The sequence below is a fragment of the Streptomyces sp. CLV115 genome, assembly GCF_038448545.1.
GTDB classification, from domain to species: Bacteria; Actinomycetota; Actinomycetes; order Streptomycetales; family Streptomycetaceae; genus Streptomyces; species Streptomyces sanglieri.
Genome location: NZ_JBCEWQ010000022.1, coordinates 1 through 21,329 on the forward strand (window position 1 = coordinate 1; position 21,329 = coordinate 21,329).

General features: G+C 66.0%; 18 protein-coding genes. 8 read left to right on the top strand and 10 right to left on the bottom strand.

The features are described 5' to 3' along the window. The first annotated feature begins 217 nt into the window (after window positions 1–217). The 3 genes from AADR41_RS11035 to AADR41_RS11045 are packed head-to-tail and all read left to right on the top strand — an operon-like array spanning window position 218 to window position 1,690. On the top strand, window positions 218–763 hold the full coding sequence (locus AADR41_RS11035) for a DoxX family protein (protein ID WP_342281163.1): 546 nt from the start codon (window positions 218–220) through the stop codon (window positions 761–763). Then, window positions 760–1,497 (top strand): TniB family NTP-binding protein, encoded by a 738-nt coding sequence (locus tag AADR41_RS42860; protein ID WP_446751015.1) that lies wholly within the window; start codon window positions 760–762, stop codon window positions 1,495–1,497. The genes AADR41_RS11035 and AADR41_RS42860 overlap by 4 nt, the downstream gene beginning before the upstream one ends. Before the next feature lie 58 nt (window positions 1,498–1,555). Beyond that, on the top strand, window positions 1,556–1,690 hold the full coding sequence (locus AADR41_RS11045; RefSeq protein WP_342281164.1) for a hypothetical protein: 135 nt from the start codon (window positions 1,556–1,558) through the stop codon (window positions 1,688–1,690). Here the strand turns inward: AADR41_RS11045 and AADR41_RS11050 are convergent. The 3 genes from AADR41_RS11050 to dacB form a co-directional block, all read right to left on the bottom strand. Continuing rightward, a complete protein-coding gene (locus AADR41_RS11050) occupies window positions 1,680–2,573 on the bottom strand; it encodes a serine hydrolase (protein WP_342281165.1) in 894 nt (297 codons plus the stop codon). The genes AADR41_RS11045 and AADR41_RS11050 overlap by 11 nt on opposite strands. Before the next feature lie 390 nt (window positions 2,574–2,963). Further along, window positions 2,964–4,670 (bottom strand): amidohydrolase family protein, encoded by a 1,707-nt coding sequence (locus AADR41_RS11055; protein ID WP_342281166.1) that lies wholly within the window; start codon window positions 4,668–4,670, stop codon window positions 2,964–2,966. Between the two features lie 280 nt (window positions 4,671–4,950). Further along, window positions 4,951–6,612 carry a D-alanyl-D-alanine carboxypeptidase/D-alanyl-D-alanine endopeptidase gene (gene dacB / locus AADR41_RS11060; RefSeq protein ID WP_342281167.1) on the bottom strand — a complete coding sequence of 554 codons (1,662 nt, stop codon included), beginning with the start codon at window positions 6,610–6,612 and terminating at the stop codon, window positions 4,951–4,953. Between the two features lie 89 nt (window positions 6,613–6,701). On the opposite strand from dacB, the gene AADR41_RS11065 reads away from it, so the two are divergent. After that, window positions 6,702–7,043 carry a helicase associated domain-containing protein gene (locus AADR41_RS11065; RefSeq protein ID WP_342281168.1) on the top strand — a complete coding sequence of 114 codons (342 nt, stop codon included), beginning with the start codon at window positions 6,702–6,704 and terminating at the stop codon, window positions 7,041–7,043. Window positions 7,044–7,292: 249 nt separating this feature from the next. On the opposite strand, the gene AADR41_RS11070 is transcribed toward AADR41_RS11065, so the two are convergent. The 3 genes from AADR41_RS11070 to AADR41_RS11080 all read right to left on the bottom strand — a co-directional run bounded on the left by AADR41_RS11070 (window position 7,293) and on the right by AADR41_RS11080 (window position 10,332). Next, entirely contained in the window at window positions 7,293–8,060 is a 768-nt protein-coding gene (locus AADR41_RS11070) for a DUF4097 family beta strand repeat-containing protein (protein ID WP_342281169.1), read from the bottom strand. 209 nt (window positions 8,061–8,269) lie between these two features. Further along, complete coding sequence (locus AADR41_RS11075; RefSeq protein ID WP_342281227.1) at window positions 8,270–9,607, bottom strand: ABC transporter permease; 1,338 nt, start codon at window positions 9,605–9,607, stop codon at window positions 8,270–8,272. After that, the gene (locus tag AADR41_RS11080) at window positions 9,607–10,332 is read right to left on the bottom strand and encodes an ABC transporter ATP-binding protein (RefSeq protein WP_342281170.1); all 726 of its coding nucleotides are present in this window, start codon (window positions 10,330–10,332) and stop codon (window positions 9,607–9,609) included. The genes AADR41_RS11075 and AADR41_RS11080 overlap by 1 nt, the downstream gene beginning before the upstream one ends. Window positions 10,333–10,493: 161 nt before the next feature. On the opposite strand from AADR41_RS11080, the gene AADR41_RS11085 reads away from it, so the two are divergent. Next, the gene (locus tag AADR41_RS11085; protein ID WP_342281171.1) at window positions 10,494–11,666 is read left to right on the top strand and encodes a sensor histidine kinase; all 1,173 of its coding nucleotides are present in this window, start codon (window positions 10,494–10,496) and stop codon (window positions 11,664–11,666) included. A 35-nt stretch (window positions 11,667–11,701) separates the two neighbouring features. Then, window positions 11,702–12,367 (top strand): response regulator transcription factor, encoded by a 666-nt coding sequence (locus tag AADR41_RS11090; RefSeq protein ID WP_342281172.1) that lies wholly within the window; start codon window positions 11,702–11,704, stop codon window positions 12,365–12,367. 714 nt (window positions 12,368–13,081) lie between these two features. Here AADR41_RS11090 and AADR41_RS11095 read toward each other — a convergent pair. The 4 genes from AADR41_RS11095 to AADR41_RS11110 form a co-directional block, all read right to left on the bottom strand. After that, complete coding sequence (locus AADR41_RS11095; RefSeq protein WP_342281173.1) at window positions 13,082–13,603, bottom strand: RICIN domain-containing protein; 522 nt, start codon at window positions 13,601–13,603, stop codon at window positions 13,082–13,084. Between the two features lie 475 nt (window positions 13,604–14,078). Then, complete coding sequence (locus tag AADR41_RS11100) at window positions 14,079–14,207, bottom strand: hypothetical protein (protein ID WP_342281174.1); 129 nt, start codon at window positions 14,205–14,207, stop codon at window positions 14,079–14,081. A gap of 414 nt (window positions 14,208–14,621) precedes the next feature. Beyond that, complete coding sequence (locus AADR41_RS11105) at window positions 14,622–15,959, bottom strand: hypothetical protein (protein WP_342281175.1); 1,338 nt, start codon at window positions 15,957–15,959, stop codon at window positions 14,622–14,624. A gap of 196 nt (window positions 15,960–16,155) precedes the next feature. Continuing rightward, window positions 16,156–16,779: a hypothetical protein gene (locus tag AADR41_RS11110; protein ID WP_342281176.1), complete on the bottom strand. Its 624-nt coding sequence runs from the start codon at window positions 16,777–16,779 to the stop codon at window positions 16,156–16,158. A gap of 272 nt (window positions 16,780–17,051) precedes the next feature. Here AADR41_RS11110 and AADR41_RS11115 point away from each other — a divergent pair, with 272 nt between their 5' ends. Then, on the top strand, window positions 17,052–17,438 hold the full coding sequence (locus tag AADR41_RS11115; protein ID WP_342281177.1) for a hypothetical protein: 387 nt from the start codon (window positions 17,052–17,054) through the stop codon (window positions 17,436–17,438). A 311-nt stretch (window positions 17,439–17,749) separates the two neighbouring features. Beyond that, window positions 17,750–21,274 (top strand): hypothetical protein, encoded by a 3,525-nt coding sequence (locus AADR41_RS11120; protein ID WP_342281178.1) that lies wholly within the window; start codon window positions 17,750–17,752, stop codon window positions 21,272–21,274. The last annotated feature ends 55 nt before the right edge of the window (window positions 21,275–21,329 follow it).

Genomic DNA, 21,329 nt, shown 5'->3' on the forward strand with positions numbered 1-21,329 from the left:
GGCCCCGCGGACCCCCCACCCGTAGACAGAAACAATCCCCGACCGCCGAGCCCCTGTCCGACAAACGTCGGGGCAAGGCCGCTGACCACTCCCGCAGTGTGGGGTCGATGCCAGAGCCCGAAGTGGTTGAAGTTTCACTTATCGGCTACCATCCATGAGACCGATACTTGAACTCTCAAGTAAGACTTCTCGATCTCCTCAGAAAGATCCGTTCAACATGGCTTCCACTCTCACCCGTTCCCTCGATTCCCGCTCCGGCGTCACCGAGGGCACCTCGCCGCACGCCTACGACGCCGGACTGCTGATCATCCGCGTCGCCCTCGGACTGACCGTCGCAGCCCACGGTGCGCAGAAGCTGTTCGGCTGGTTCGGCGGCGGAGGCCTCAAGGGCACCGGCCAGTTCTTCACTATGAGCGGCTACCCCTCGGGCGAGACGATGGCCGCCATAGCCGGACTGAGCGAGGTCCTCGGCGGGCTCGGTCTGGTCCTCGGCCTGCTGACGCCGCTCGCTGGCGCCGCCGCCCTCGGCACCATGATCAACGCCCTGGCCGTCAAGTGGGGCGGCGGCTTCTTCGCTCCGCAGGGCGTCGAGTACGAAGTCCTGCTGGCCGCCGGCGCCGCCGGACTCGCCCTCACCGGGCCGGGCAGGATCGCCATCGACCGATTCCTGCCCGGACTGCGTGCACACCGGCTCGTGTACGGGGCCGCCGCCGTGGCACTCGCCGTGGTGCTCGCCGGCCTCGTCCTGCTCATCCGCAACTGAGCACCGCCGCTACCCGCAGCGCCTCCTCCAGCCGCAGCGCCCAGGCACAACGCGGGTACGGCAGACAGAGCCGACCACGCGGACGGCGCGCCCAGGTACCGGTCGCCTATGTTTTGGTGCCTCCCGCCGCCAGCGCGAGGACCCTCGCCACCGAGTTCGCCCGCCACCTCGGCATCCCCATCACCACCCGTATGACCCAAGCCCAGATCACTTCGGCCGTGTGTGCCACCTACGCCCAAGCTGGCATCAGGCTTGTGCTGATCGACGAGATCCACCGGCTCAACCCGCACACCAGCACCGGTGCCGAAACCACTGACCTGTCGAAAGACCTCACCGAGCGCATCGGCGCGAGGTTCGTGTACGCGGGCATCGACGTGACACGCACCGAACTGTTCACGGGTGTCCGCGGGGTGTGCTCGCTGCGGGCCGGCGACTCCGACGGTGTCCCTTGCACGACCGATCCGGGTGAACTCGTCTCCTGTGCACGGGGGCTGGAGCGGGTGGCGGTGTTCGCCACGTACGCCGCCGTCGGCCTCGGCGTTCTCCAGCGCGCTCACGGTGCCGGCCTTGGTTCATGGGACCTGGTGGTCGTCGACGAGGCACCACACCAGTGGGTACGCGGGCAAGCCGTGGGCCGCGGTGCACGACCAGGTACGGATCCCGGCAACCCGCCGGCTGTACATGACCGCCACGGCCCGGATCCGGGAAGCACCCGAGCACGCCCGGAGTGGTGACTCCGGTGAGCCGCGGCTGATCGCGAGTATCGACCCGGGGTCGCGGGTGTTCGGGCCGGTGGCGTACACACTGGCACTCTCCGAAGCCGTGAGCCGGGCACTGGTGGCCCCGTATCAGGTGGTGTGCCTCGACGCGGGCAAGACGCTCGTCGCGACCGGCGGAGCCTCCGGCCGCCAGCAGGTCACTGCCTGAGCCAGTCCACTGCCCGGGCGGCGGCGAACCCGATGAAGGCGTCCCGTTCCGGAACCCGTGAGCGGCTGTCGACGGCCTTGGTGAACACGCCGACCGCGTACCGGCCACCGTCCGGATACTCCAGCACGCCGATCTCGTTGCGCAGCGAGGGCAGCGTTCCGGTTTTCCCGCTGATCCTCACATCGTCGTCCGGGAAGCCGGAACGCAGCCGGTGCGGCCACAGTTGCAGCTCCAGCCAGCGCCGGACGTCGGCACATGCCGCCGCGGGCGCCGCTTCGTCCCGCCAGATCAGGCCCAGCAAGCGGGTGCTCTCCGCAGCGGTGGTGCGGCAGGTGGCCGCGGGGGTCAGTGCGCGCAGTGCGTCGAGCCGTTCGGGCGGCAACGCCGCCAGGAGTCGCTCGTCGTCCTGGTAGTCGATGCCCAGGTCCTCCCCGATCGAGCGCAGCAGCTCCCCGCAGTCCTGTGGGACGGCGGTGTGCGGGAGACCAAGTCGCCGCAGTGACTCGGCGATCGCAGCCTTGCCCACCCTCGCGACCACCAGGTCTGTGGCGACGTTGTCGCTGATGCCGATCATCAGCAGGGCCAGGTCGTACCAGGACATCGTGACCGCGTGGCGGAACGTCGCCAGGCCGTAGGGACTGGCGGTCGGATGCCCGGGGGCCACCTCGATCCGCTCGGCGAGGTCGAGGTGGCCGACAGCCGCCTGTCGGGCCAGTTCCAGCGCGACCGGAACCTTGAACACGGAGGCGGTGACCACCGGCTCCGAGGCGTCGATGCCCACCTGGCGCGAACCGTCCAGGTCGGCCGCGTGCATCCGGACCCGCACGCCGACCTCGGCCGCGCGGGCGGTGATCGTCTCGACCAGTTCTGATTCGGTGACCATGGGTTGATCGCTCCTGTCTGTCCGGACCGGACTCGAATGGACTGGCTGTCTGGTGGTGGCCTGCGGGAAGGTGAACTGTCCGGCGCGCTGCGGAGCCGGGAGCGCGGTCACCACAGTGAGCGGCGTGGTGCCGATCCAGGATCGGCAGCTCTGCGGGCCGCACCGTGTCGTGCGTGTCCGAGCAGTAGGACCAGCAGGACACGGGGGCGTCCCGCCCGGGCCGCCGCCTCAGGTGCCTGCGCCCATCGGCCACGATGCGCTCGGGATTGGCGGCCGGCGGCCGGCGTTCCCGCTGTGGGAGGTGGCCTGGTGACCGGGCCAGGCCGCCTTGCACCGCTACAGGGGTTCAACATCCACCAGGAGTCCCCGTACACCGCATCGCCCCTGCCGTCATCGCGGCTCGCCTCGCAGCGGCTGTCCGGGGAGCGCGTCGGCCTGCAACTCCCCCGCGCTGACCACCGGGACGCCGCCGACGAGCAGGTGCCGGACTCCCACGGAAGGGCGGGTGGAATCGAAGTACGTGGCGGCATCGGTGATTGTCTCGGGATCGAGGACGACGATGTCGGCGTCCGCCCCGACGCCGAGGTGCCCCTTCGCGCGGGCACCCGGTGCGACCTCGTCGAGGACCCTGGCCGGCAGGTGGGAACACCGCCGGAACGCCTCCGGCCAGTCCCAGGCACCGCTCTCCCGCACCATCACGCGCAAGGTCTTGGCGAACGTCCCCGCCGTGCGCGGGTGCGTGGTTCCTCCGGGCGGCAGCGGCCACAGGGCGCTGTCGCTGCTGCCGTCGGGCCAGAAGACGGGCATCGCGTCACTGGCGACGATCGCGTCCGGGAAGGCGAGCGCCTGGTGCAGCATCGCCCGCTGTCGCGGGTCGCCCTCGTCCAGGAACTCCAGGATGCAGGGCGCCCCGGGGTCGTGCTCGCGCAGTTGGCGCAGCCGACCGTCGTCGGCGATGCGTTCTCCCGATTCGAGCATCACGACGCTCGATGCGGACAGGCCCTTCATCCGTAGCCGATCGGCGTCGAGGAACGCGGCGCCGATCGCGGTGCTGCCCGCCCCGTACGGGTACGCCTCGACCGTCACGCGGGATCCGGACCGCCGTGAGCCGTCCAGTGCGCGCAGCACACGGTCGATGTGGTGGCCGGAAGTGCTGTTGACGTGGCAGTGGTGCATCGCAGCACCGGTCTCGGCCGCGGCGATGGCGATCTCCTCGGAGCCGTCCGCCGGTGTGCGGGGATCCACCTCCACCAGCTCACGGACGTGGGTGTACGTCGGCACTCCGGCCTTCGCCGCGAGCCGGGCGACCGCAAGGAACTCCCTGGGAGCGCTTTGGGGCGCGTATCCGAGGAGAACTCCGATGCCGAGCGCTCCACCGGCCAGCTCGCCTTCCAACAAGGCCAGCCACTCGTCGAGTTCACGATCGGACGAGGAGCGCTGCCAACGGGGATTCCCCAGCACCGCGAATCCGCTCGTCACCCGTGCGTCGGGCTCGATACCGGCGAGCACCTGGGCCCGAGCACCGCCCCACGAGGCGGAGAAACCGTAGTGCAGGGGTCGTCCGGCCGCGGCTGCCTCGGCATATGCCCGTCCGATGGGCATCAACCCCGATTCCAGGTCGAGTGCCGTCGTCACGCCGTCCATGGCCTGCAGCCGATGCCCCGCGATCGAGTGCACATGGCTGTGCAGGTCGACGAATCCCGGGCCGACGACCAGGCCCGTGACGTCGAGTACCGTGCATCCCGGCGGCGCGTCGAGTCCGGTGCCCACAGCCCTGACCACTCCGTCGGATACGAGGACGTCGGTGACGGCGTCGAGCCCGGTTCCCGGATCAATGACACGGCCGCCACGCAAGAGGGTCTGCATGCTCTTCGTCTCCTCGTCAAGGACGCGCTGGACACCTGCGGTGCTCTCCGGTGCGACTCTAGGAGGAATGATGGGGCCGCAGTTCGTCCTGGACGACGAATCTGTGCGGCTCTGGTCATGCCCCGGTACGAACTCGGCGGGCCAAGGCTCACATAGGCGTCCGCGTTGTTGGAGACCGGCAGAGCGGCAGACGGGGCAGCGGAGCGAGGGCCGAGGCCCGGAGCGCGGCATGGCGAACGGTCTCGCACGGGCGCCTGCTCGCTCTGACCGACCACACACAGTTGTGCCTCTTCGACAGCCGCCCGGCTGGTCGCCACCGCTCGGCGGCCCGGTGCGCCGACATGGCCACCGTCAACCACATGAGGCGAAACGGTCCACCGACTCCGTCGGTGGACCGTCATGCGAGGTCGAGGCAGATTACCCGGCTTGGGATCAATCCGCGTGGTGCGGGCAACGCACTGATTCGTCACCCGCCCAAGGACACCGGATCGCTCACCTCATTGAGCGCCCATCACGCCTTGGGTGACTTGTAGATGTCGGCGGCCATCGCTCCCAGTTGCTTGTTGGCCCTGAGTGCGAGGTCGATGGCATCGCTCACGGAATTGCTGGGCACCGGGATGTTGTTCACATATATCGCAAAGGCGTAGCGGTGACCGTCCTTCGCATCGATATATCCTGCGAGTGCCTTCGTACCGAGAGCCAGCTTGCCCTTGTAAGCACTGACCAAGGTGCCGGTCTTCGCCCGGATGTGCCCTGCGGCAGGATTGGTGCGCGCGATGACATCGGCAAGCGAACCATCGACCCCCATGCTCGGCATGGAGTCATAGAAGACGTCAAAGTTTTCCTGCCGGGCAAGATGCCGCAGCAATGCCACTTGGGCAGTTGGCGTTGCCTTGTCGCCGGGGAGGCCCTGGGCGTCGACGAGCGCGAGTGCCTGCGGATCGATTCCGGAGCGAGCGAGGAACTCCCGCTCGATCTTCATCCCGTCCGCATAGGTTCGTTGACCATGCTGCACCGCCATCAGCGGTGGCAGAAGATTCGCCCCGAGATTGTGACTGACCTTGTTGATCAGCTTTGCGTATTCCTTGAAAGGTGGTGACACATAGGTTGCCGACGCAGGCATCTCGTTCACCTCCTTGGACGGAGGGAGCTTACTGCTGGGGTTTTCTCCCAGTCGCGGCGTAGTCACGCCGACGCCATTACGGGCGAGCGCCTCGATGAGCACGGTCCGGGCAAAGGCCGCCGGGTCGGGAACCTGGTACGTCGTCACGAAGGGAGCCTTCGCGTCCGCAGGCACGGAACCTCGCACCTCGATGTGACCGGGGGTGCCACTTTCGGTCGTCACCGCCGGCTTGCTTCCGGCAGGCGTGGTTGTCACCTGTGCGTCGACGCTGAAGGCTGCTGTCTTCGGACGCCAGTCGACCTTCGCCGGCTCGCCGGGGGCGCCCGGCGTGATCAGCACGTCGATCAGGTTGTCGTTGACGATGGTTGGAGTGACCGGCACGCCGCCGATCGACACTGGATCCCAGAGCCGGTTGTCGATCACCACGTCGCCGTCGATCTGGCGGATGCCGCTGGCCGCAACCTGCCGAGCCAGCTCATTGATGCCCCCCAGCGGATCCTCTTGAGCAAGGGTCGCCATTCCAGGTACAGCGTTGGCGTCATAGTGGTCGAAGTCCGGCACGTCGAGTGCCCCTGACGCAGTGGTCCGCCCACCGAGTGCCAGATCACCGCTCCCGACCATAATCAGGTTTCCTGAAAGCCTCCCGTCGGGCGATACGGTACCTGAATGAACCACTGGGGTACGGAATCGATGGTCACCGCCCAGGACATCGAGCGCGGCGCTTACCGCAAAAGTCTTGGCCGTCGATCCAGTCATGAACTGAGAATCAGGGCTCTTCGACTGGACAATTTCTCCGGTCTTCAGGTCGGCCACCTGCACGCCCCACCGGCCTGACGACCACGGTGCACCGTTCATGAGTTTTTGCAGGTCGGAACTTACTCGCGCAGTCCCTGACGACGGAGCAGCTGAATGGTCCGTGGAGCCATTGGAGCATGCCGACATCGTGACAGCAGCCGCCATCGAAGCTGCGACCATCAGAATTGCACGCGGACGCACCCTGCTTCCGAAGATGCGTGAAGATCTACTAGACATTATTTCTTTCTGATTCATTTCTATCGCGCACGGGCCGGGGATTCGACCGAACACTTCCAGCCTGGCTGAAAAGATTCGCTCAGGCGATCCAGGTAGCAGGCCGACGCATGGTGGGGAAAACCCCCGAATGCCCAGGACCTGCGAGTCGACCCGTCTTACGCATCGTGAAAGCTGCAGTTCGAGAGCACAGAAAAGCCGGACGAAATGCCGGCCTCGGACACCTACGGAACTCTCGTGAAGTCCTCGGAGCCTTGCGCGCGCACAACACCGAAACGATCGAGGAGACCGGGGCTCAGCAACTGCGGTGCCGTACGGCCACATCACCTGGGAGACCGGCCCCGACCGGGTTTCCGCTCGGTACATGGCTCGCCGACCAGCGCAGGCGCCACAAGGCCGGCCGCCTGGACACGGGACGGGTGGAGCAGCTCGACAGGCTGGGGACGGTGTGATCGCATCAGGACGTCGCGTCCGAGGAAGGGCTCGTCGCTGCCCGCGCCTGGGCTACAGCGCATGGTCAGCTCCTGCCACCCGCGAGCGCAGTCTGGGACCGATACCCGACCGGGATCCTGGCCAAAAACCAAAGGTTCGCCGCCGGGGCCGCAGACGCCAACGTGCAGCGGCGGCGGCAGGCCTGCGGCCCCGTCGAGACCGCGCGGGCCCGGTGACCGATACGCGGCACGCCTCCTACGGGACCATGCTTAGGATGCCGTCCCCCTACCGATGGCGATGTCTCCGTTACGCGTGTGAATCCTCACAACATGGTCACTCGTTTCGTCTTTCATGACATCCACGGCGACGTCTCCCTTTTTGGCGGCTGTCTCGACTGCATACGTCGCATCCGGCAGGCTGAGCCGAACGTTGCCGTCCTTGCTTCGCACATCGACGAGGTCCGGCACGGAGTCGAGGCTCAGTTTGTTGTCGCCGTTTCTTGAGGTGACGGTGACCGATTTTACGGAGATCCCGTCGCCCTCGATGCTTCCGTCGCCGCCTTCCAGATCCAGATGGGCTCCGCTGAGGTCCGACAACTGCACGTCGCTGTCGTCGGCTTTGGCCGAGAAGTCGGCAGTGAAACCTGTGGCTCTGATGAGGCCCTTGTTGTTCTCGGCAGTGACTGCAACGTCGCGCGGTACCTTCACGGTGTACTTCGCCTTGCAGTTGATGGAGACACCTGTGCAGTCCAGCGAGAGTGTGAGCGTGTTCCCTGCCAGTCGCCATCCGGATTCGATGTCGCTGCCTACTTTTGCGCCACTGGCCTGCCGCTCCACCCGAATGTCCTCGACGTCGGCAGCTACAAGTTCAAGGTCCGCGGAGTTGGACTTCACGGTCAGGCTGTCGCCGCTGAACTCGAACGATTTTGATTCCACAGCTGCGTTCGCCAGGTCACCGTCCGTGGTACATCCTATTGCTGTGGAAGCGAGGAGTGCCACTCCCCCGAAAACGAGCAGAGCGTGTTTCCTAATTTCCATCAGGTAATTCCTTCGTGATTCTGAACATGCAGGTGATGCATGCCGTTCATGGTCATGGTGGTCAGGTTGAAGGGCGCGATCGCGTTGATGGCAAGTCCCTTCCGTGGCGGAAGCAGAGCACCCGAATGCCGGCTGGTGGGGATCCCGGTGCATTACTCGCCCCGCAAGAGGGCTCCCCGGACGTTTTCACGTATGGCCATCGCCCCGATTCACGAGCGCAGAGCCCGGGCTGCGACCGTGCGCAATACGCGGGCAGCTTGCAAAGCCAAAGCAAGGCAGGTGGTGGCGAGTGTCACGGCGGCGAGCGCACTGAGTGTTGCCCAGGGAAGACCGTCCAGAACCTGGACGACACTGATCTTGGCCCCCATGGCGATGGTGACACTCGTCACCGCGATGGAGATCACGCCGAAGATGATCGCCGTTCCTGCATAGATCGCTCCCTCGTAGATCGTTGATCGTGTGACCACACCTGGTCGCGCGCCGGCGACCGTCACGATGGCCGAATCACGTATGCGTTCCCGCCCGACCAGAGCGATGACAGCAAGGCCGCCGACCCAGGACACGACGAAGACCCAGCCCAGCACGACCAGGACATCGTCCAGTCCGGCGGTGCTTCCGGGCATGACGTTGCCCATCACCATGAAGAGTCCGACAAGCGACAGGGAAAGAGCGAAGGGCAGCACCGTGGTGACGCTTCTTGCTGCGCGGGTGCGGCACGACTGCACAGCAAGGTGCCAGGCAACGCCGCGCGATGGCACGAACGCAGTCCAGAACTTCATCAGAGGTGTGAGTACCCACGGCCCCATCAGCAGCAACAGGCAGATGAGAAAGAGGTTGCCGGCGAAAGCGAAGGCTGTCCGCTGTTCGATCCCACCTTCGAGTTCGAGGCCCAGCCCGGGAATCCACATCCCGACCACACCGGCGAGGAGGCACAGGGCGAGAATGCTGCGCGCGACGCCGGGCCGCGCCGGTGGATCGGAGAGGTCTCGGAACGCGCGCATCTCTGGTGTCCGCGCGGCACGGCGCGTGACTCCCCAGCCGCCGAGCAGGCACGGAACCACTCCGGCCAGCACGCTCGCCCCGATGTGCCAGAGCTGGAATCCGACCGTGGCTCCGTGCAGGTCGAGTCCCGTTGTTGTCCACTGTGTCAGGGCGATACTCGCGACGAGAGGTGCCAGCGGTACTGCCAGCACGCCGGCAATCGCGCCGAGCACAACCAGTTCTGTTCGCAGAATGGATCTGACTCGATTGCGCGGAATCCCGAGGATCACCCACAGGGCATGCTCGCGTCTCTGGGTCGTCAACGTCAGACCGACGGTGGATGCGACGATGCCCACGGCGGCAAGCACGGTGAAGAAGACGATGTTGCCGCCGAGTGCGATCGACGCGGAGACCATCCGTGCATCACCCGCCGCCCGTGCTGTCGAGACAGCGGTGAACATTGCGATGACCGAGCCCGCTGAGCACGCGGCGCCCACCGCTGCGCACAGGAGCGTCCACAACCACATGGACGCCTGCATCCGGATGTCTGACAGGACAAGTCGCATCACGACGCCTGCTCACCTGCTTCGTCCTCCGACTGCGCTGCGAGGACGGCATCGCTCACCGCGTGAGAGTCGCCACCAGGAATGACGGCGTGTACCCGCCCAGATCCCAGCACCACGACCTGGTCAGCACGTGCGGCCGCATGAGGGTCGTGTGTGACCATCAGGACCGTGGTTCCCTGCGCGGGAAGTGCCTGCAGCCAATCGAGCACGATGTGACCCGACTTGAGGTCGAGCGCACCGGTCGGTTCGTCGGCGAAAACGATCCGCGGCTGATTCGCGACGACCCGGGCCACTGCGACGCGCTGACGTTCACCTCCGGAGAGCCGGTCGGGACGCCGTCGCGCGTGCTTGGCGATGCCGAGCCTCGACATGGCGTCAGTGACCCGCGACTTGGGCACCCGGTGGCCGGCGAGTCGCGCCGGCAGGGCAATGTTGTCCTCGACCGTCAGCGAGCTGACGAGGTTGTACTCCTGGAAGATGAAGCCGATGTTCTCGCTGCGGAATGCGGCCTGCCGGCGAGGGGTGAGCGACAGGACATCCGTCCCCAGGATCTCGATGGAACCTGCGGTCGCCTGTTCCAGACCAGCCGTGCAGAGCAGGAGCGTCGACTTGCCCGACCCGGAGGGACCGACGATGGCAGTCAGTTGACCTTCAGGAATGTCCAGGTCGATATCGTGCAGGACACGTGTCGTCTCGCGTCGGCGGCCTGGGATGGGAAAGTCCATTTGAAGGCCACGCAAACGCATAAACGGTACGGGGGCGGAAGCTGAGATAGGCATGCCTGAAGCTAAGCAGGGCACGACGGCCGCCACACGGGTGCCTGCACTGCTTGAAGGTAGACCTAGGTCTACCTTCACCCGGCCCGAAGTATGTAATAATTTCGACCATGGCACAGATTCGTATTGTCCGGAGAGTGCTGACGGAATGCATCGCGGCAATGGCTTTTCCGATTCCGCTGCTTTCTATTCTCGTTTTGCCATTCTCGGCCCCAGTGGCAGCAGAGATGGAGCGTTCGAGAGCACGGTTGTGCGGCGTCAATGTCATGCCCCTGAGACCCTCTACTCACAGCTGGGCTCAGTGGGTAGCGCTCCGGCTGCGTTCACGGTCGGTATGGCGCACCGACATCCCAATTTTCGTGACCTCTGTACTCCTGTCCGCGCTGTCACTGCTGGTGGCCTTCTTCGGATTCATCGGCGCCATCGCTCTGGTATTCTCTCCGGTCTTCTGGTCCTTCGGTATTGCCGCACAGGTCGGGCCATTCACTCCGGAATCTCTGCAGGAAACCCTGCTGGCGATGCCCGCAGGTATCGTTCTCGGCGCGGTCACCACGAGCATGCTGACCGGCGTATCTCTTCTTCGCGACCTTCTCCTGCGCGCCTTCTCAGGGAGCCGGGATCCGGATCTGCTCGCGAAGCTGGAGGAGCTCCGTACCAGTCGGGCTTCGCTGACAGCGGCCTTCGAATTCGAGCGGCAGCGCATCGAACGCGATCTGCACGACGGCGCCCAGCGGGAGCTCGTCGCCGTCGTCATGCGTCTTGGGATGTTGGAAACCACAGCCACGGCCGCAGGAACCGACCAGGAACGAATCGTGCAGCTGGCACGTCAGGCCCAGGAACACGCGGAGCGCGCACTCGAACGGCTGAGGGACACGGTGCGCGACATCCACCCCCGCGAACTGAGCGACCTCGGCCTCATCGCTGCCGTCCGAGAGCTGGCTGCGCGATCTCCTTTGCGGGTCGAGTTGACCAGCACCGGCGACGACGCTCAGCTTTCGTCACCGACTGCAACGGCCGTATACTTCACGGTCTCCGAGGCCCTGACGAACATCGCAAAGCATGCAGGTGTGGGAGGCGCCCACATCGACATACGGTGCACCACAACCGGCGTACACGTGCGCGTGCATGACAGTGGTACCGGCGGTGCGAGAATCGAGGCGGGTTCCGGGCTTGCTGGACTGCGCGAGCGGATGCGAAGTGTCGGCGGGAATCTCGAAATTCTCAGCCCCGCGGCTGGCGGAACGGAAGTTGTAGCGTCCGCTCCTAGCCAACCCGCATGGTGATAAATTGGATCAGGACGAGCTGGTAGGGAGGGGGAATGAGAATTGTACTGGCAGATGACAGCGTGCTGATACGCGCCGGCATCCGGGAAATCTTGACCTCCAGCGCTCATGATGTGATCCGCGAATGCGAAGATGCCGACGAGCTACTCGCTGCCGTCGATGAGCTGGCGCGCGCCGGGGCCGCCCCGGACGTGGTGATAACGGATGTTCGCATGCCCCCCAGGAACACCGATGACGGCCTCCGCGCCGCGATCGATCTGCGGTCCCGTCACCGGGATCTGCCCGTGTTGGTTCTTTCCGCCTATGTCACGGGCCCATATGTACGGGAACTTCTGAACGGCCCGGGCGCTGACGGAGCCGTCGGGTACCTGCTCAAGGAGAAGGTGGGCAGGGTCACCGACTTCCTGCGAGCTCTTGAGACGGTCTCCGCAGGCGGAGTCGTAATCGACCCCGAAGTTGTTCGCCACGTCACGCACGCAGACTCACCGCAGGGTCCGCTTGCCCGGCTCACTTCTCGCGAAAAAGAGGTGCTGGCCCTCATGGCCGAAGGGCGCTCCAATACAGAAATCGCGACGGAACTGTTTCTCTCGGGCGCTGCCGTGAGCAAGCATGTGGCGAACGTATTTGTGAAGCTCGGAATGCCTCCTGACGAGGACAATCGGCGCGTTAAAGCAATTCTCACCTGGTTCGAATACAATTAGCTATTCTGAATCGATTGATTCTGGCCTCGGGCGCCTACGTACGGTGCAGCTGCTGCGCTGCCTCTCGGACGCGCCACTTCGCCGGCGAGTGACCGCGGCGACCAACAAGACGGCCAGGCCGCCTGACCCAGCCGCTGTACACCTCCGCCGCCCCGCCCCCACCCGCTCCATTTCGGTAGTCGGGCGGCAGGGGGTGCGCAGAGGGGATGTCAGCACCCCGACCACGCTTTGCAGCCATGGTGACCTGCATAAACGCATGGCGTCCCGGAGAGAGGGGCAAGAGATGGTGCAATAGATCTCTGGGCCGAATTGGCCCAGCCGGGAAAGAAGAAGGTCTCAGGCCGGGTGGTGGGGCTGTTCCTCGTCGGCGTGACCGGCCGTTCCGAGGATCCGCGCGGGGACGGGGCGCCGCGGGATGCGTGCAGAGTACGCCTCGGGCTCGTAGTTCGTCGAGGTCGGACAGGCGCTCTCCGGGGAGCGTGTCGAGGGGCGGCGCGGATGCTGGGCGCGGGAGCCCGAGGGCCGGAGCCAAGGATGCGGCAGGCGGTCACGCGGGTCATCGTATGGGCAGCGCCTTTTGGGTCGTCCCGGCCGCCTCCCTCCATGACGTCCGGTTGCCTTCTGTTCCAGGGCGGAGCCAAGGAGCACTGGCTCCGCCCTCAGCCGCCTCTGCCCTGGGAAGGGAGGCCAGGGCTGAGGCGGCCGAGGACCCGGTCAGATCGTGTCCGCGACCTTGATGTAGCCCTGCTGGATGACCCACTTCTGGTTGGTGTGGTTGAGGCACTGCCAGATGCGTACGCGGTCGCCGTTGTTGCGGGTGTTGCCGGCGTCCAGACACATCTCCTGGCTCTTGCCGACCGTGTCGGCGAGCACGATCTGCGCGTTGCGGACGACCCACTTCTGGTTGGTGTGGTTGAGGCACTGCCAGATGCGTACGCGGTCGCCGTTGTTGCGGGTGTTGCCGGCGTCCAGACACATCTCCTTGGCGCCGCCGATCGTGTCTTCGACCTTGATCTGTCCATTGGTGATCACGAACCGCTGGTTCTTGTGGCCGGCACACTTCCAGAGGCGTACCTGATCACCGTTGTTGCGGGTGTTGCCCGCGTCCAGGCATACCTCATTGGCAGCCCGGGACGCGGGAGCCGCCGCGGAGGACGGCACCCCCGCGCCGAGGGCGAGCAGCAGCGCCGCGCCGGTGAGGGAGCCGAGACGGCGAGGAGAGAGGAGCGAAGCCATGAGCACAGTCCCAAATCGTTGAGGGGGAGGCGAGAGCACCGTCCCGAGATCAGCAGTTGGTGCCCCGCATCCTGGATGCCGCTGTTCGGCCGCCGGTAGCGGATAGCTCCTGACAGCCTCCGTTAGAGCGAAGATGATCACCCGCCTGTGGGATCCACAGTCAGCTCACGGTGACGCCTCCGGCAGAGCGAGACCCGCCGCGAGGGAAAAGGCGGGCGGCTTCACTCCTCGGCTGGCCGTTCCGGCCCACGCGGTCAGCGACCGGCCTGGTCCGACGAACAGCATGGGTGGTGGGCGTCAAGGACAGGCGCATCAGTTGGGCGGGGCAGGACAGGCTGAAGCCTGTGGCCGATGGGCCCGGCGACGATGTGCTTCTCTCCACCGGCCGCAGAGCAGGTCGGCGTGGGCGGCGCGGATGCCGGGTGCGCGGGAACCTGGAGGCCGGAGCCAAGGGCGCGGCGGGCGGTCACGTTGGTCATCGTACGGGCGGGCGGGCACCGCGCGGCAGCGCTGCCACCGCCTCGTCCAGAACCACGTCCAGACCAGCGGCACGCTCCCCATGGCCGCAGGCGACGTCGTCGTCCAGGGCGAAGACCTCGGACACTGGGTCAACGCTCAGCGGTACGGGTGGGAGCAGCTGCTGCCCGCACAGCAATGGATCCTGGAGAACACCCTCAGCTCCTGCGCCACGCGGGACGGCGGGACCGAACCGGTGGCGGCCGGGAAGGTGATCGGGCAAGCAGAAGATCTCGGATCGCGGGCAGCGGCCCCTCGACCTGGGCGCCTCGCACCCGGAGGCAGTTCGTGCCCGATGGCCTGCACATGGGGCAGGAGCACCTGGCGGGTCTCGTCCCAACAGTTCTCGGTGCGCCGCAGCTGCACGGTCCAGAGGTGTCCAGCCACGCGGCAGCCATGCATGTCCTCGTTCGGGGCCGCTTCGCGCGCATCCAGCGGGCGCGGGGAGCAGCATCGCACCAACGGGTCGCTGTGTCAGGGCCGAAGGGGCCGTCCGCCCTGGCTACGCCACGTGCGTCGAAACCTCTGTTGCTGCGGGAGCGATCCCTGCGGGTGTGGCGTTCACTTTCACCGTGGCGGCGGTGTCTGTTGTCTTCCGTGTCACCGACGCCGTGACGTCGTAAGTTGCACTGGAGTTGGCCGCGACGTCAGTCGTGGGCCAGGTAACCAAATCGTTCGTACACGTCGCCCCAGCCGGTGACGAGGACTCGTACGTCGCACCGGCCGGCAGCGCCGCGGTGACCGTGACCGCCTTCTCCACCACCGGGAACGGGTTCGCCATCTTCCATCCGAAGGTGACTTTCCGGGGCTGCCCTGCCGGAATCGATGGAGGGAGCGCCTGTGCGCTCTCCAGACCGACCAGGGGAGCGTTGGTGTCCGCGCCTGACACCAGCCGTACCGCTGGCTGGATCAAGTCGGAGATGAACAGGTCGGAGGAACTGGTCGAGGCCAGTGTGAGGGGTGATTTGGCCAGGTGCCCCTGGATTGCCGGGCCGCCGTCGCCCGTCGTGCCGTCACCGACAGCGGTGACCGGACGCGGCCCTGTGCCTGTGGAGGGGATCCGCCACACGCCGTCGGGCTTGTTCACGGCGACGTAGGCGTTGCCCTGCGCGTCAACCGCCACGTCCATCACGTACTTGCCGAGGTTTGCCACATCGTGCAGCGAGTCGATCGTCTCCTTGGTGAGATCGACGACGCGCACGTGGGGGGTGACGTACTCGGTCATGTAGATCTTGTTCGCCTTGCGGTCCAGCGCCAGAAAGGTTGGTCCAACGAGCCTGGCGTCCTTGGCCGGGCCGCCATCGCCGGACGACCCCGGCGTATTTTTGGCGCCGGCGAGGATGGTGACTCTCCGCTTCGTGTCGACCTTCACCAACTGGTGGAGGCTCATATCAGCGATGTACACGTTTCCCTCGGCGTCGGCTGCCACACCGCTGGGGAGCTCGGTCTCCAGGAACGTCGTGATGATCCCTGTCGTATCGATCTTCCGCACCCTGCGGCTGTCCTGGTCGACGAGGTAGACATTGCCTGCGCCATCGACCGCGCACTGGGGCACCCTGCCGATCGCGGCCTCGGTGGCCTGGACGTCGTCCGCGCCCGTGCCGCCCTCCTTCCCTGCGAAGTGCGTGACATCCCCTTGCGGGCTGACCTTCAGCAGCCGCCATTCGTAGTCGACGACATAGAGGGTGCTGTCCTCGGTCACGCACACGACTCCGAAACCGCCCTGGCCCAGGGGCGGGTAGGTGATCACGCCCTGTCCACCGCCGCTCCGGCAGAGGTAGGTGTAGATATGCCCCTTCTGCCGTTTCTGCCGTGCCACCTGGTCGGGATACATCCTCATCGCCTCTCCCGGGCTGCGTGTGCGCCCGAATGCGTGGTGCACCGGCGGGCGCCCGGCACGCCAAGAGGATGACGGCCGCCCCAGACCCGCTCTTCGCCCCACCCTGCGACGTACTCGTCGCCGTTCACCTCGTGTCCCCGAGAGCCCCGCCCTCTCTCCGAGTCGAGAGCAGGGCGGGGCCCCGGAAGTTCAGAGGTCACTCTTCGTATTCGATGATGTTGTCCGGTCCCAGTCGGATTCCGTAGCCGCCGCTGGGGTCGATCTGTGTATTCAAGACGTGGAGTGTGACACAGTCCACGCCGATCTTTCCCCGAGGACGGTCCAGGATGACCTTGTCCTTGAAGTGGAAATAAATCAACGATTCCGGCTCGCCGCAATGGTGAAAGCTGACACCAAGGCGAGGACTGACATACGGAATCACCGGTTCGTTATCGAAGCAGATCGTATAGCGAGGATCCGAATTACTGATTACTCTGACGTCCCAGCCAGGTGATTTCGGCGTGGTGGTGATGTGAGCCGGGATGCCTTCGTGAAGGCCGGAAGTGCCAGGCGGATTCAGGAAGTCGTCGACGACGACGATCTTGTTGTCCGGGGTCCGCACCGAAAGATCCAGGCCATCATTGATGTCCTTGAGCTGCACCCATTTGACGCCGCCTGAGTGATGTTTACCCATGCACCCCGCTCTGTAATATGCCTGGACCGCAGCCTCGAAAGCCATGCGCTGATTTGCACAGTCGCCTCCCGGTTCCCCGCTGAGGCACTTCTGCAAGGTTCCGTCCAGTTCGTCGATCTTCTTCGAAAGCTCATTGCAGTCAGGCATGTTCCCTCCACCGCTCCAAGAATTCGGTCATCTGATTTCACGGTATGGCGTATGTCTTCTGCTCGCACGCCGTCAATTTTTTGTCCGCAGCCCCCTGGACGCCCTTGCTGTCGACGTCACCCGCCACTTTGCTCGTCGATTTCGGGCCGGTGCCGAACGCAGCCTGAGCCGGGGCTGTTTCCAGGCCGGCTGATCGCCCGGGCAGGGCGCACGTTCGGACGAACCGGAAGGACAGACCGTCACCCGGCCCGCCCCTGGCGCGCAGATCCGGCATGAAACTCCTGCGCACAGCACTCGCCGCCGCGCCCGTCCTACTGCTCCTGCCCTCCGGCGCGGCCTCGGCAGCGCCGGGTGACGTGGTAACCGCCCCGCTGTCAGAGCTGATCGCCTCCCTTCCCGTCGAGGCCGAAGGGCCCCGCGCCGGGTACTCCCGCAAGCAGTTCAAGCACTGGATCGACGCCGACCGGGACGGCTGCAACACCCGCGACGAGGTACTGCTCAGGGACGTCGGCACAGCGCGGCAGATCATCGGCTGCTGCACCATCACCGTCGGAAAGCGGAAGTACAGCCGCACTCAGCGGGAGAACACCTCAACCGGGTACCGGTACCCCCTTGCACGACGGCGGAGTGCAGCCCACGGACAACCCCTCCCAGAATGACCGACCCGAAGATCCTCCCGTCCTGTCGGCCAACGTGACAGTACCCACGGGGACGTTCTGGCCGAATGCACGGAACGGGGAGGACGACGATCCTCAGTTCTACGATTACAACCCGCACACCTGAGCCAGCCCTGGGAGGTGCCGGGGTCCGGTTGGTCTCGGGCAACTGCCGGTGCGGCACCGTTCTCCGCGCCAAGGATGCCGTCCGCGTCCCACGGGTGCAGTAGCCCCGAAACGACACATAGCCGATGGAATCCGGTGAAGCTCCGCGAAGTGGTTAATGTCTGGGTAAGCCGAGACAGGAGCCGCTCATGATGGCACGCCCGGAAACCGACCAGCCGACACGGCGGGACGAGCGGATCGCGGGACGCGAACCGGACCGGGTCGAGGTCACCCAGGTCCTGAGCCAGGACGTAGTGCTGGGGACTCCCGTGGTCGTGGACATCGCCCGGCACAAGCCTGTGCTGGCGTTCCACAATCCCGGTGAAACAGCCGGTTCTGACTCCGACGGGCACCAGGCCCTGGTCTTCTGCCCCCGGCAGGGTCCGGTGCCCGACATCAGGCATGTAGCCCGCGCGTTGGGCACTGCGACGGGCTGGCGGGTCACCCGGCCGTTCGAGTCCTGGCTCCAGGAACAGGCCAAGCAGCCGGGCTGGTCGTTCAAGGACCTCACGGTGAGCGTGCGGTCCGAGAACGGTACCCGAACGGTGGTCGCGCACTTCTGTGTCGTCAGCCCCAGTCAGTACGGGAAACCGGCCGCTCAGGTCTTCAGTTCCGAACTGTCCCACGACGGTACGCAGTGGGCCGAGCCTGTCGTATCCGTCCCCCCTCCTCCCGAGACTCCTCAGGGTGCCTTCGACACCATCGACACGACCTATACGGCCGCGGGGAAACCCGTGGTGTACGCCGTGCGCAACGCCCCGGGGGGTGTGTGGCTCAAGTCCGACGCGTTCGACGTGGTGAGTGGGTTCTTCGGGCAGGTCCCTGACGGACTCACCGTGGCGGTCGCCCTGCGGGACACATACGTCGTAATCGCGGCAGTGGTGTCGGGCGGGTTGAGCGCCCTGTTCCAGGAAGGGAACGACTCGGGGGGAAACGTCCAGACCGCCGAGCTCCCCTTCCAGCCCAAGCAGGTGGTCGGCGGCTTCGTCATGGGCCAGGAAGCCGTGTTCCTGGTGACCGACCCCGACGGTGGCCTGTGGACCGCGGTCTGCGACGGCCAGTGGATCAAGGCAGGCCGACGGCTCCACGCCAAAGGCACCGTGCGGGTGGACTCCCATCCCACCGCCCAGGGCGGCCGCGACATCTACGTCGTCGACACCGACCGCACCTGTTGGGTGTACCGGCTGACCTCCGAGGGCAGCAGCGCAGGGGTCCCATTGCAGAAGGACCTGGCCGCCGTCGCCACACCCCCTTCACCGCTGGAGACCTCGACCGTCTTCCTGGCGGAGGCGGGCACCGAGACCGGGGACGAGACGAAGAACGAGCTGCGGCTCGACGTCCAGGACAGCGCCACCGGCCTGTGGCGCCGCGTCCATGTGCACGACCCCGCCGAAGGGGTCAAGGACGTCACCCGCTACCGGCTGGAGGCCACCGTCTACGACCGGTGCGGTGCGCCCATGCCCCGGCACGCCGTCACCCTGGCCCGCGCGTCGGACAGCAGCGAAGGCGAGATCACGGTCGGCGGCCAGGTCACGGAAATCACGGACAAGCCGACGCCTCTGGTCACCGACGCCTTCGGCAAGGTCACCATCGCTGTGACGCCGAACCGGTTGACCGCACCCAACCTGGTGCTCAAGGTCGACGGGCTGAAGGACGGTGTCCCCCTGCGGCCCGCCCAGGACACCCAGGACTACTTGCAGGGCACGAAGAAGAAGCGGCTCAATTTGACTAACCCGGCCGGTGCCCTGCCCGACTTCGAAGGAAAAGCGCTCGCGGAGGCAAAGGTCCCCGGCCAGGGCGGCCGCCCGACCGCCAAGCCGTTGGCACCCCTGGCTCAGGAACACCCCACGCTGGTAGCCAAGCCCGCGGCCTTGGTGATGCGGAAGCTGGCCGCGTACTGGTTCGAACCCGCCTCGAACGCCTCGCCCGGCTTCCATCTGTCGGTCACCAGGTCGGACGACGGCATCCCGAGGCTCGACGTCAGGGAACTCACCGCCGAAGAGGCGAAGGTCAGCCCGGACGACTCCTGGGAGCAGAACCGGATCGCGACCGGAGACCTGGTCGAGGGACTGCACAACGGGACCGTCGAGCTCCGGCAGCTCACCTTCGACGCGACGTCCGGATGGATCACGCTGGGTGCCGAGATCTACGGGATCTACACGGAGTTCAAGGCCTCGCTGAAGAAGACGATCGAGGCGATCTGGAAGGTCATCGGGAAGATTTTCGACCTGATCGGAGCAGCGCTCGCCAAGGTTGTCGACTGGTTGAAGGCATGGTTCGACTTCCCCGCCATCTGGAACACCAAGAAGGCCTTCGAGCAGTCCGTCGACACGATGCTCGGCGAGGCCGAGAAGGCGGTCGCCGAGGTCGGCAAACTGACGGCCGACTGGTTCGTGCAGCAGAAGAAGGACGTCGAGAAGAGCTTCCAGGACGCCCAGGACAAACTGGGCGCAAAGACTGCCGGGAGCGTCGGCACCTGGCCGGGCAAGGGGAAGCAGGGCACCCCCGTGACCGGGGCGGCGAGACTGGCCGACCTCGGCGGAGGAAACGCCCACCTCAACTGGTTCCAGGACAGGGCGATCGGCACCGGAGCGGACTTCGCGGGCAACGACGAGGAGATCATCGACGACGACGCCTGGAAGAGTTGCGCCGACAAACTCGAAACGGCCGGGGACAAGTTCGTCACCGGAGTGAAGGAACTCCTGGACGGCTTCGCGCGGCTCATCTCCAAACCGGGCGACCTCCAGGCCCAGACCCTGGCCACGCTCCTGGACGCGTTCAAGAACCTGGCGCTGGCCGCCCTCGACTTCGGGGACGGCGTGGCGCAGGTGCTGGCCGTCGTGGTGTCCAAGGCCCTGGCCAAGCTGAAGACCTCCCTGAACGCCGCACGGGATCCCGGGCTGCTGAGCAGGCTGTGGAAGTGGATCGCCGAAATGGCCGGCGACAAGGACGCCCCGCTGACCGTCAGCGGAGTGGTCTGTCTGCTCGGCGCGCTGCCGGTCACCTTGATCTACCGCTTGATCAAGGGAAACGGAGCCCAGCCCTTCCCCCCGAAAACGCCCGATCCGGCACAGACGGCAGTGCGGCGGACCGCCACGTACTTCACCTCCGACATCCTGCTGGTGGCCACGATCCTGCAGACCGTGCAGGTCGTTCCGTGCGCCATCAGCGACTTCGGTGCCTGGGTAAAGGCGAAGGGCGAGGAACTGCCGTACCTGGGCACCCTGGCCCTGGTCGCGAACATGCTGCTCAGCATGGTGGTCATGGAACTCGGCTTCGAGGCGAGCGGACGCGACACCTGGTTCTGGGCCGGCCTCCTCATCCTGGTGCTGGGCGCCGGAACCGCGGTCATGGTCGCGGTTGCCAACAAAGCCCGGATCGCGCAGCTCCTCGATCGGCTGGTGAAGGCCGGAGACCCGATCCCGATCGCGCTGACCTTCAAGGGAGTCATCTGGGACCTGCGCTCGGCCCTGCTGGAGATCGGCAAGGGAAAGGACGCCGACTACACCACCGGACGCGTCTTCCTCGCGGTCCCGCCCGCCGCCACGGCCATGACCCACCAAAGACTGCTGCAGGCCCCCGACGCCGGCGAACTGGTCTTCGCGGCCAAGGAACTCATCAACCTCGCCTTCATCGTCGTCGGCGGCGCCCTCCTGATCAAGCACTACTCCTAGTGTTCTGAGCCGGGAATTCCATTCAGGGGGCGGTTCTGGCCACCGACCCGGCCCG

What these genes read in the sequence shown, in the direction of transcription:
- AADR41_RS11035 (WP_342281163.1), top strand. Translation starts at nt 218, where the DNA reads ATGGCTTCCACTCTCACCCGTTCCCTCGATTCCCGCTCCGGCGTCACC.
- AADR41_RS11050 (WP_342281165.1), bottom strand. Translation starts at nt 2,573, where the DNA reads ATGGTCACCGAATCAGAACTGGTCGAGACGATCACCGCCCGCGCGGCC.
- AADR41_RS11055 (WP_342281166.1), bottom strand. Translation starts at nt 4,670, where the DNA reads ATGCCGCGCTCCGGGCCTCGGCCCTCGCTCCGCTGCCCCGTCTGCCGC.
- dacB (WP_342281167.1), bottom strand. Translation starts at nt 6,612, where the DNA reads ATGAATCAGAAAGAAATAATGTCTAGTAGATCTTCACGCATCTTCGGA.
- AADR41_RS11065 (WP_342281168.1), top strand. Translation starts at nt 6,702, where the DNA reads ATGGTGGGGAAAACCCCCGAATGCCCAGGACCTGCGAGTCGACCCGTC.
- AADR41_RS11070 (WP_342281169.1), bottom strand. Translation starts at nt 8,060, where the DNA reads ATGGAAATTAGGAAACACGCTCTGCTCGTTTTCGGGGGAGTGGCACTC.
- AADR41_RS11075 (WP_342281227.1), bottom strand. Translation starts at nt 9,607, where the DNA reads ATGCGACTTGTCCTGTCAGACATCCGGATGCAGGCGTCCATGTGGTTG.
- AADR41_RS11080 (WP_342281170.1), bottom strand. Translation starts at nt 10,332, where the DNA reads ATGGACTTTCCCATCCCAGGCCGCCGACGCGAGACGACACGTGTCCTG.
- AADR41_RS11085 (WP_342281171.1), top strand. Translation starts at nt 10,494, where the DNA reads ATGGCACAGATTCGTATTGTCCGGAGAGTGCTGACGGAATGCATCGCG.
- AADR41_RS11090 (WP_342281172.1), top strand. Translation starts at nt 11,702, where the DNA reads ATGAGAATTGTACTGGCAGATGACAGCGTGCTGATACGCGCCGGCATC.
- AADR41_RS11095 (WP_342281173.1), bottom strand. Translation starts at nt 13,603, where the DNA reads ATGGCTTCGCTCCTCTCTCCTCGCCGTCTCGGCTCCCTCACCGGCGCG.
- AADR41_RS11105 (WP_342281175.1), bottom strand. Translation starts at nt 15,959, where the DNA reads ATGAGGATGTATCCCGACCAGGTGGCACGGCAGAAACGGCAGAAGGGG.
- AADR41_RS11110 (WP_342281176.1), bottom strand. Translation starts at nt 16,779, where the DNA reads ATGCCTGACTGCAATGAGCTTTCGAAGAAGATCGACGAACTGGACGGA.
- AADR41_RS11115 (WP_342281177.1), top strand. Translation starts at nt 17,052, where the DNA reads ATGAAACTCCTGCGCACAGCACTCGCCGCCGCGCCCGTCCTACTGCTC.
- AADR41_RS11120 (WP_342281178.1), top strand. Translation starts at nt 17,750, where the DNA reads ATGATGGCACGCCCGGAAACCGACCAGCCGACACGGCGGGACGAGCGG.